Source organism: Nocardia sp. NPDC060220 (genome assembly GCF_042727815.1).
Classification (GTDB): domain Bacteria; phylum Actinomycetota; class Actinomycetes; order Mycobacteriales; family Mycobacteriaceae; genus Nocardia.
In genome coordinates this window covers 1-9,344 of sequence record NZ_JBHWZY010000199.1, presented here as the reverse complement: position 1 = coordinate 9,344, position 9,344 = coordinate 1, and the positions used below count along the sequence as shown (strand labels likewise).

The 9,344-nt window shown below is 68.4% G+C and carries 8 protein-coding genes; 4 read left to right on the top strand and 4 right to left on the bottom strand.

All coding sequences use genetic code 11. The annotated features are described in order from the left end of the window. Positions 1-99: 99 nt before the first annotated feature. A complete protein-coding gene (locus ACFWF3_RS13030) occupies positions 100-456 on the bottom strand; it encodes an STAS domain-containing protein (RefSeq protein WP_379313850.1) in 357 nt (118 codons plus the stop codon). A 288-nt stretch (positions 457-744) separates the two neighbouring features. On the opposite strand from ACFWF3_RS13030, the gene ACFWF3_RS13025 reads away from it, so the two are divergent. Next, complete coding sequence (locus tag ACFWF3_RS13025; protein ID WP_379313849.1) at positions 745-1,158, top strand: ATP-binding protein; 414 nt, start codon at positions 745-747, stop codon at positions 1,156-1,158. Between the two features lie 72 nt (positions 1,159-1,230). On the opposite strand, the gene ACFWF3_RS13020 is transcribed toward ACFWF3_RS13025, so the two are convergent. After that, the gene (locus tag ACFWF3_RS13020) at positions 1,231-2,175 is read right to left on the bottom strand and encodes a helix-turn-helix domain-containing protein (protein ID WP_379313848.1); all 945 of its coding nucleotides are present in this window, start codon (positions 2,173-2,175) and stop codon (positions 1,231-1,233) included. A gap of 349 nt (positions 2,176-2,524) precedes the next feature. On the opposite strand from ACFWF3_RS13020, the gene ACFWF3_RS13015 reads away from it, so the two are divergent. Next, entirely contained in the window at positions 2,525-2,959 is a 435-nt protein-coding gene (locus ACFWF3_RS13015) for an STAS domain-containing protein (protein ID WP_379313847.1), read from the top strand. Positions 2,960-2,997: 38 nt separating this feature from the next. Here the strand turns inward: ACFWF3_RS13015 and ACFWF3_RS13010 are convergent, their stop codons facing one another. Further along, a complete protein-coding gene (locus ACFWF3_RS13010) occupies positions 2,998-3,873 on the bottom strand; it encodes a hypothetical protein (RefSeq protein ID WP_379313846.1) in 876 nt (291 codons plus the stop codon). After that, on the bottom strand, positions 3,870-4,220 hold the full coding sequence (locus ACFWF3_RS13005; RefSeq protein WP_379313845.1) for a hypothetical protein: 351 nt from the start codon (positions 4,218-4,220) through the stop codon (positions 3,870-3,872). The genes ACFWF3_RS13010 and ACFWF3_RS13005 overlap by 4 nt, the downstream gene beginning before the upstream one ends. 71 nt (positions 4,221-4,291) lie before the next feature. Between ACFWF3_RS13005 and ACFWF3_RS13000 the strand changes: the two genes are divergently transcribed. Further along, positions 4,292-7,822, top strand: coding sequence for a CHAT domain-containing protein (locus ACFWF3_RS13000; protein WP_379313844.1), 3,531 nt, complete (start codon positions 4,292-4,294; stop codon positions 7,820-7,822). Positions 7,823-8,523: 701 nt separating this feature from the next. Continuing rightward, a partial coding sequence (locus ACFWF3_RS12995) for an FPP/GGPP synthase family protein (protein WP_379313843.1) occupies positions 8,524-9,344 on the top strand: 821 nt, incomplete at its 3' end.

The window sequence follows — 9,344 nt, the reverse complement described above, 5'->3', positions numbered from 1 at the left end:
TTTTATCTCTCTCTCTTCCCCCTCTTCTATATGTTTTTGTTTTGTTTTCTTGGGGCGCCCCGGGCCCCCCCCCCGCGCCCCCCCCCCGCGACTGCGGACCTAGTGCGCGTTCGGCTCCGCGGCGATTGCCGCCTCCAGGGTGGCGTAGACAGCGAGCAGCTTGTCCAGTCCGGTCAATTCGATCGGTCGAGCCACCTCATGGGAGGCGACCACGCGCAGCTGGTAGGGCGCTGCCTTGGACACGACCAGCAACGCGCTGAGTCCGGCCGAGCCGAGGAAGCCGACCTGGGTCATATCGACGACCAGTGTCTTGCCACTCTGCTGTGCCTTCTCCAGCGCCGCCTGCAACTGGGGCGCCGAGGCCATGTCGACTTCACCGCGCACGGAGAGGATTTCGAAGTCGTCTTGTGCTCGTGTCTGCACGTCGAGGTCGCGGAAGCCGCCTTCTACACTCACCGAAGGTCTCCTCGGTTGCGATTCGCCACTTTTCTACCTCTTGCCTCTAGCTTCGCCGGGTCGGCGAATGTGCGAGCGATTCTTGCTCGAGCAACCTACCCCATCCGCTCGGGCCGCAAACCGTTGTGCCGCACCGGGTACCCTGGCTCGGGCGTATCCGCAGGGCCGCCGCGAGAGGGTTTTGTCACGCCCGGACGTGGCATATCCGGATACTGCAGGGGTACTGCCAATGGCGCGGGTGTTCTCTCGCGGATTCGTTGGACGTCGAGATGGAGAGGGAGGCATCAGGTGACGACGCACCCGTCTCGGCAGGACAGCGCCGTGAAACCGTTCGAGATCGATTTCTCGGCAGAGGCCGCGTGGTTGGCCGAAGTGCGCCACGCGCTACAGGCTTGGCTGGCCGAGGTACTGGTCGACTCGAACCAGGCGTACGACATAGTGCTCGCCGTCGGTGAGGCGTGTACCAACGCCGTCGAGCACGGTCACCGTGGCGACGGCGGCACGGTACGCGTCACTGCGGCGCTCACCGAGACTCACGTCCACACCGTCGTGACCGACGAAGGACGCTGGTCGACCCCTGATCCGGACATCGATCGGTCACGTGGGCGCGGGATGGGCATCATGCGCGCTCTCAGCAGTGAATTCGAGGTCAGCACATCGGCGGCAGGCACGGTGGTGGACATGCGGTTCGCTCGGGCGTGAGACGGCCCTGACCCCCTCGGTCGCGCCGGCGCGGCGGGCTCGGACCGCGTTCGCGACGCGATACGGCAGCGCTCATTCGCGCAGGGTCTGGCTCGGTGGCCGACCGTAGCGCCGGCGGTAGGCCGTGGCGAAGCGGCCCGGATGGGGGAAGCCCCATCGGTAGGCGATGGTCGCGACAGTCTGACCGTCACCGGGCAGCGCGGCGCCGAGTTGCTCGTGCGCCGCGGCAAGGCGCAGTCGCTGCAGGTACTCGAGCGGTGTTGTGTCCAGATGGCGGCGAAAGGCGAGCTGCAAGGCGCGCGGCGTGACAAAGGTTGCCGCTGCGACGTCGCTGATCGCGATCTTGTCACTCAGATGCGACTCCAGGTAGGCGATGGCACGGCGCACGGTGTGCGGGTGAGCATCGTGACGATCGGTGGCGGTGGGCTCGTGCTCGGCGGTCGTCGGCATGGTGGCCAGCACAGTCGCGGCGAGATAGTCCGAGGCCGTCGTGACGGTGAGCGGGCTGCTCGCTGCGTCGGGGTCCGCGGCGATCTGCTGCAGGTGGATGATCACCCGCCGCAGCCGCTGTCCGGCCGCCACAGTGACAGGTCGGTGCCCGTCTACGCGCACGCGGTCTCCGCCCGCGGCGGTGGCCATACGGTTCAGGATCGCAGGGTCGAACATGGTGATGTCGTAGCGGCTGGTTCGGATGACCCCCGAGTAGGGCAGGTCGTGGGGGGTGAGCAGACCGGTCTGCCCGGGCGTGAAGGTGTCGGTACCGCTACCGTGATAGTTCTCCTCGATCCGACCGCTGTGCACGGTGACCAGGCAGACCCGGCCGAGCGGGTCGGCATCGTAGGCCATGTCGAAACCCATCTCGAGCTGGTCGAAGTTGATCGAACCGAGCACCTCGCGACGAATCCTGGAACGCACCTGGTGCGGGCCGTGGTTGCCGATCTGCACCCGGGTGTAGGCGTTGTTGAGGAACTCCTCGGTCGCGGCGAGGTCGTCGCTCTCGAAATTCAGACTCTGCACGACGCTCCCTCCGTGGACACGCGATGAAGGGCACGCCGGTGTAGGCGGGCGCCGGACGACCGCGCCTGTATGGTTTCCCGGCGCCATTTTACCGGCTCGGCAACAGGCGACGCACCCGTTGTCTCGCCCTCGGTGCACCGCGTGTCGTCCCTGCGGCGCCCGTCCGCAGGGACGAAATGCGAAGGCCGGTTACTGCGAATCAGGACCGATAGCGAACAACTGGGCGCCAGGGCAGCGACGGGGCAAGGCTGTTGCCTGGCCGCGTGCTGGAATAGGATTGCCGGCCCGATCTTGAGCACACAGGACAGTTGGCAGCGCACTGCTCTCCGGTGCTGAAGAATTGAGTCCGTTGAACAATCGTCCCGACGAAACCCGCTCGCCCGCAGCCGGCGACCCGGCTGCCGATCTCTGCCGCCGCTTGGGCGCCGTCGCGGAATCCGCAGGACAGGTCATCGTGCTGCATGCTCGTGGGGAGATCGACGCCTACACCCTCCCGCGCTGGCGGGGCCTGCTCGAGTCGGCTGTTCCGGCGTCCGCCGGTGGTGGTCATCTCGTCGTCGATCTGGCCGAGATCACGTTCCTGTCGGTCCGTGCCATCATGGTCGTCGCCGACCTGGCGCAGCAGCTGGACCGCCGCGGCATCGGGATGCATCTCGCCGGTGGGCGTGCCCCCACGAGCATCGCGCGCGTGATCGACCTCGCCGGGATGACCGAGTGGATTTCGATCCACCGGGACCTCGCCACGGCTCTGGCCGCTACGGCCGGTCCGCGCTCCGGCGGCTGACGCCGGCCGGTCGGATCGCGCGAGAAATGGCCACACAGCTACCCGGGCTGTTTCCGCAGCACCTCGGTCAGTTGCTCGCCGATCGCCGGTGTCAACCTGCCTGTCAGTTCGAACCCGAGCTGGTTGGCGACGTCTCGGGCGTACAGGTCGATCGAGGCTTCCACGAGGTCCGCGTAGACCCCCACCGCACGGCGGATCCGACGGCGCGACACCAGCAATGCCCACACTCCCGGCACGAGCGCCGGCCACCAGTACACACCGACTGCCAGATAGGCCAAGCCCCACACCGGGGTGCGGGCGGCGGAGCCACACCGTTCCTGGACCGTCGTCACCTCGGTGCGCGCCGCGTCGGGCAGCACCAGCCACAATCGCGGCCACGTCGTGGTCAGGTCGAGTCCCGTGCCGCGGCTGACGCGCTCGTCCACGCTCCGCAGTCGGTCGCCTGCCCACGTGGGGCATGCCGGTTCGATCTCGGAGATCGCGTTGCGCCGCAGCACAGCTCGCTGCGCAGTGCTCTTGGCCCGGCGGTCCGATCGGTCGGCCAGCACCGCCTTGACCGCGGCGTCCGCCTTGGCCGTCGCACGCCGCCAACGGCGGTGACGCAGCGCGACGAACGGTCTGCCTGCACCGGTGCCGGTGGCTGCCCACGCGGCGATCACGATGCCGCCGAGCGCGGTAACCGCCAACCCCACCATCGCGGTCGCGGCGAGGAACGACGCAGCGGCCCACACCAGCGCGGGACCGGTCGACACCGTCGTAACCCGGGTCCACAACAGCTTGAAGTCGAGTGCGTGCGAGGGCCCGAGCGCGACCGCCACGACCACCACAGCGACGAACACCGCGGCGGGCAGTGCGAGCGCGGCAGCCCAGCGGGTAGCAAGGTTCTTGCCGAGCTCGGTGAGGAACGCGTTCACAGCTCGATCCTGCGCAACGGTTGCCCGGTGAGCTCGCACCGCGCACCTTCGTCGATCCTCGCCCTGGTGCACGCACTCGTCGGGCACACCCATGCCGTGACGACGATGTCGCGCGGTCCCTTCCACGGCTCGAAGCCGCGGTGCGCCCGCGTCAGGTTGTCGATGCCGTGTTGGGCGAAGGCACTGTCGAGCAGGTCGAGGTCAGCTTCGGACACCTCGCCCTGCTGTGCCGCCGTGACGATTCTGGCCAGTACGTCCGCGACGCCGTAGCGGGAAGCGCGTTCGGCCAGCGCCGCTCCGGCCTGCTCGCAGAGAACCTCGACTCGGGGACCGCTCGTTGATGTCATGCCGAATTCGAACCTCCTGCTTGGTGATTCGGATCACGCTACCGTGGACCGAACGGGATCGGGGGCTGCGCGTGTACGACGACATTCGGTTGGTGGTCGAGAACTTCGCCGACACCGGTGACATCGGCGCACTGCTGGCCGCGGGCCTGCCGCCACCGCAGCAGTGCCCCGCGAATCTGTTGCCGCACCTGGCCCGAGCGCACTGGCACCGGTTCCAGGCGCAGAGCGGGTTCGCCGGGCTGGTCGACCGGGAGATCGCGGCCGCCATCGCGGGCACATCAGGTGATCTCGCGGTCGCGAGCGTCGTCGCCATGCCGCAATACCGGGCGTTGAACCAGGCACGCGAGCAGTTCCAGGTCTACCGGGACCGCGACTCGCTGGTGCTGTTCGCGAACGCCTGTACGACGGTGATGAACGCACTGGACGACGAGCGGATGAAAGCCGCGCTCACCGCCGATCACGCCACATTGCTGCTCCTGCTCGACGAGCACGACGGTTCCGATACCTACCGCGAGACCGTCGTCAACGCGCTGAACTGGACGATCGCGCACACACCTCGCGACGATCCGCAACGCGCCCGCAGGCTGGTCGATCGCGCCCGAGCGCAGGACATCGCGGGCCTGTCGCCGGGCAAGATCGTCGCCGACTACCGGGCCGCGGCCCAACTGGCGTTGCGGGAACGCCCGGTGTGGCGCGACGTCGTGCTCGAGCTCGCCCAGTACGAGTTCGATCTCTACACCGACGGTGCCGCGCCCATCCACCTGGCCGGTGCGCTGGTCGCATGTCGTGATCTCGCCGACGCGTTGAAGCGCGACTACGGCGACACAGCGCGGGTGCCCGCGCTCGCGCAGCTCGAGCAAGAAGCGAGCAGGGAGATCGGTTCCGATATCGCGCGATTCCTGATGACCTGCCATCGCGATCCGCGCGCTCTGCAGGCGCAGTACGACCTGGTCGCGAGCCTGCGGCGGCAGCCGGTCACCGGCGATGTGCTGGTGCGGCGACGTGACCAGGCGTGGGTGCTGGCCGTCGGACTGCCGCTGGACCACGCTGAGCGGCCTGCCGCGCTGCTGGATCTCTACTACGCGCACAACGACCTCTGGGATATCGGCGGCGACACCGAGGCGATCACGCTCGCCTACGACGCGGTGACCGAAGCGCTGCTCGCCACCACACCGAGCCACGCGCTGCGGGCGCAGCTGCTGAAAGCACTCGCCCACTGCGCGAGCACCGTCGCGACGGCGAGCGGCTCTCGCGACGAAGCGAAGCTGGCGGTCGACGCCGCCCGCGCCGCGCTGAACTTACCGGCCGCCGACGATGACCAGCGCGCACTCCGGCTCTCCGCACTCGCGTCCGCGCTGATCACGCAATGCCGAGTCGGCTCCAGCCCCGCGGCGGGCCGTGAGGCTGTCACCGTCGCGGAGCAGGCCCTCGCGCTGACCCCACCCGATGACCCGAACCTCCCGCTGCGCTGGTCGTCCCTGTCCAGGGCGGCCGAGGAGGTGGCCGAGGCCGGTGATCACGCCATGTTCACCACAGCTGTCGACGCGGCGGCATCGGCGGTGTCCACCATGGCGACAGACGATGTGCGTCGGGTCGGCATGCTCTACAACTATGCCGGTGCCGTGCAGGCCCGGGCGGTCAGCACCGATGTCACGCATGCGGAACCGTTTCACGAGGCCGAACGCGCCTACCGGGCCGCGCTCGCGCTCGTGGGTCCCGATCACCCCGACGTGCCGCGCATCGAGAGCACCATCGCCGACGTGTTGTATCACCGGTACCGGCAGTGCGGTGATCTCGGCGCGCTGGAGGACTCGCTCGCGCTCGCGGAGAAGGCCGTCGGTCAGACCCCTGGAGACCACCATTGGTGGCCGTTGCGTGCGTTCGCGCTCGCGCGCTCGGCCCGTGCGCTCGCCACCTTCGGCGGGCCGGGAGCCGACCGGTTGCGCGAGCTCGCGATCACCTATTACCGGTCAGTTTCCGGCCACCCGGCCACCAGCACGCAGCATCGGATGATCTGCGAACAGGCCCAGGCCGCGATGTTCGCCGAGGCGAACCCGGCAACATGGCTGGACGCGCAGGAACGGGTGATCACCGCCATCCCCGCCACGGTCAGCCGAGCGTTGTCCTGGGTCCGCAGGGTGGAGGCGGCGCGGCAGCTGCACGGCCTCGCCGACCGGGTGGTGGATGCCGGTGTGCGGTCGGGCCAGCTCGACCGAGCTCTGGAATTGGTCGAACGGTGCCGCGGCGTGCTGTTCGGCGACGCGTGGGGTATCCGGCGCGGCTGGGCACGACTCGGCGAGACGCAACCGTCGCTGGCCGAGGAGCTCAGCGAGGTCGAGCGCGAGCTGGCTGCGGCCGACGGATACGCCGACCTGACGTTTCACATCGAAGTGGAGTTCAACGGCCGGATCTCCTCCCGGGACTGGGACCCGCGACCACAGGCCGTCGAACAGATCCGGCAGCTCTCGATGCGGCGGGACCGGCTGCTCGCGCGAGCGCGGACGTTGCCGGGGTTCGAGGATCTGCTGGTGCCGCCGAATCTCGAAGTTCTGCGCACGCGCACAGCCGGGCACACCGTGGTGATCGTCAGCGCTCAGGGCAGCGCGCTCGTGGTTCCCGCCGACTGTCGGGAGCCCGTCGAGGCTGTGTCGCTGCCGCAGATCACCGAGACCACCGCCCGCGCCCAGGTCCGGCGGTTGCGAGCAGCACTGGCCGATGTGAAGGACCCGGCGTGCTCGTTCGACCGGCGTGAGCAGGCCCAGCTGGAGGTGCACGCGGTGCTGGAATGGCTGTGGACCACCACGGCCCGGCCGGTGCTGGAGAAGGTCACGACGCCGCGGCTGTGGTGGTGCCCGATCGGAATCATGGCCCAGTTGCCCTTGCACGCGGCGGGCAGACATCGCGAGCACGCGGGGCAGACTGTGTTCGACCGGGCGGTCTCCTCGTACACACCGTCGCTGACCGCGCTCGCCGACACGTTGAGCACACCCCGGCCGCGCCATGCCCGTCACACCGCGCTCATCGTCGGTGTCGGCGAGCGTAACGGCGTCTCGGTGCTGCCGAGCGCCCGCGCCGAGGCTGAGGCGGTGGCGGGACTGCTGCCCGGCTCTACTGTGCTCATCGACGCCGCCGCCGACTTCGATGCCATCAAGCAGGGGCTGCACGAGCACGCGATCGCCCATTTCGCCTGCCACGGCCGGGCGGTCAGCTCGGCAAAGCATCCCGACCAGGGGGGACTGGTGCTCAGCGACGGGATGTTCGTGCCCTCGTTCGTGCACGATCTGCGCACCACGCGGGCACAGCTGGCGTTCCTGTCCGCCTGCGACACCGCGAGCCCGGACCCGGCTCTGCTCGACGAGCCGCTGAACTTGGCGTCGGCTTTCCATCTCGCGGGCTTCCGCGGTGTCATCGGCACGCTGTGGCACACCGCGGACAGCTCCCAGACCGCCGAGGCGGTCTACGCGGCGCTCACCGCGCACGGCACCCGGGCGCCCGACACGGCCGAGGCGGCCACCGCGCTCACCGAGGCGTTGCGCACCATGCGCGACGCCTATCCGGCCGTGCCGACCAGGTGGGCCGCACACGTCCATGTCGGTGACTGAGCTACCCGCAGTGGTGCGACACTTCGATGATCTCGGTGACTCGATCGACCGACGGCGGCGAAACCCAGGGAAACCGACTCGCGCGGGGAGCGTGCTGAATCGTCGGCACCGTCCCGCGCATCCTCGCCGTTGACCCCTGACCGCGGCCGGTGCGACCCGGACCGGATAAGTCACTGTGGCACAACACTATTCGCGTCAGCATCCAAGGGTCCGCGTGAGTGTGGGACGTCGAGGGTGTCCTCTGGGACGAGGACTCGGTCCGGTCGTGGCCGGGAAACTGGGCGGGAACCCACAATATCGGAGATCGGCGCCGTGGAGTCTCACGAAGCGCCGAATCTCCTGTGCGGCAACGTGATCCACGCCGTAGAATTGCCGGCAGAGCGACGTCGCTCCCTTCGACGACCGATCGCCGGACAATGGCGTTTTCGTGAACGGTCCGAGTGCAGGTGTTTGCCGACCGTACCCACATCGTCCCGGTCCCGTCGAGGTGACCGTCCACGGATCGTGACGTCCGAACCTCACTGTTTCAGCGCAATACCAGCTCACCGTATGCCTACGTGCCACGACGCTACCTACCTATCTGTCTGTCGTTGCGGCAGAACAGTAGCTGTGGCAGGACGGCTCCGTCTGAATCGTGTCAGCCCCCGTGAACCATCAGGGGATCTCACCGCCATATGGCCGCACCAAAGGAATTCAGCGTTATGGACAATCCCGCGCTACCCGAAGTCCGCCGTAACGACGCTCGTCCGGCAGGTAACCCGCAGCACCAGGGCGAACCGGTCGCGTTGATGCTCAGACATCCGAGTGGGACTCAGCACGAACTTCTCACGCTGGTCAACGCGCGCCTGTACGAAATCCTCATCAGCGGTGGGGGTTTCGACGACATCGGCAGGCACGTCCTCGCCGCTCCTGGCAAGCGTGTGCGCGCACGTCTGGTTCTCGCGAGCGCAGGCCTGCTTGTCCCCGTCGGGTCCGAACCCAGTCGCGCCGCCCTCGACCTGGCCTGCGCGATGGAGATGCTGCACGAGTCCTCGCTGGTGCACGACGATATCTGTGACGGCTCGTTGCTACGCCGCGGCGCGACGTCGGTGCCCGCCGCATTCGGCGTGCGCATCGCGGCCCGAGCGGGGTTCCACATGGCAGGTGCCGCAGTGCAGGTGATCGCCGAGGTGCTTGCCGACAACCCGAGAATGTCTGCTTGCCTGGGGGAGGTGCCCGGTGTGACGTATTCCGACGGGCTGTCGGACCTGTCCTTCGGTCAGCTCATCGAGATGCTGCCGCCCGCGGTCGATGCCACCGCGCTGCGCCGCCATTACCGACTCGTCGCCGGCGCCAAGACCGGCACCTTGTTCCGATTGTCGTGCTCCTACGGCGGCACCGCGGGCGGTGCCGATCACGATCGCCTGCGAGCGCTGATGACATACGCCGACGAGCTCGCACTCGCGTTCCAGATCATGGACGACGTCCGCGACGTCGAGGGCGGTCCCGAGCTGGGCAAGGACGCAGGGGGTGACCTGGAACG

What these genes read in the sequence shown, in the direction of transcription:
- ACFWF3_RS13005 (WP_379313845.1), bottom strand. Translation starts at nt 4,220, where the DNA reads ATGACATCAACGAGCGGTCCCCGAGTCGAGGTTCTCTGCGAGCAGGCC.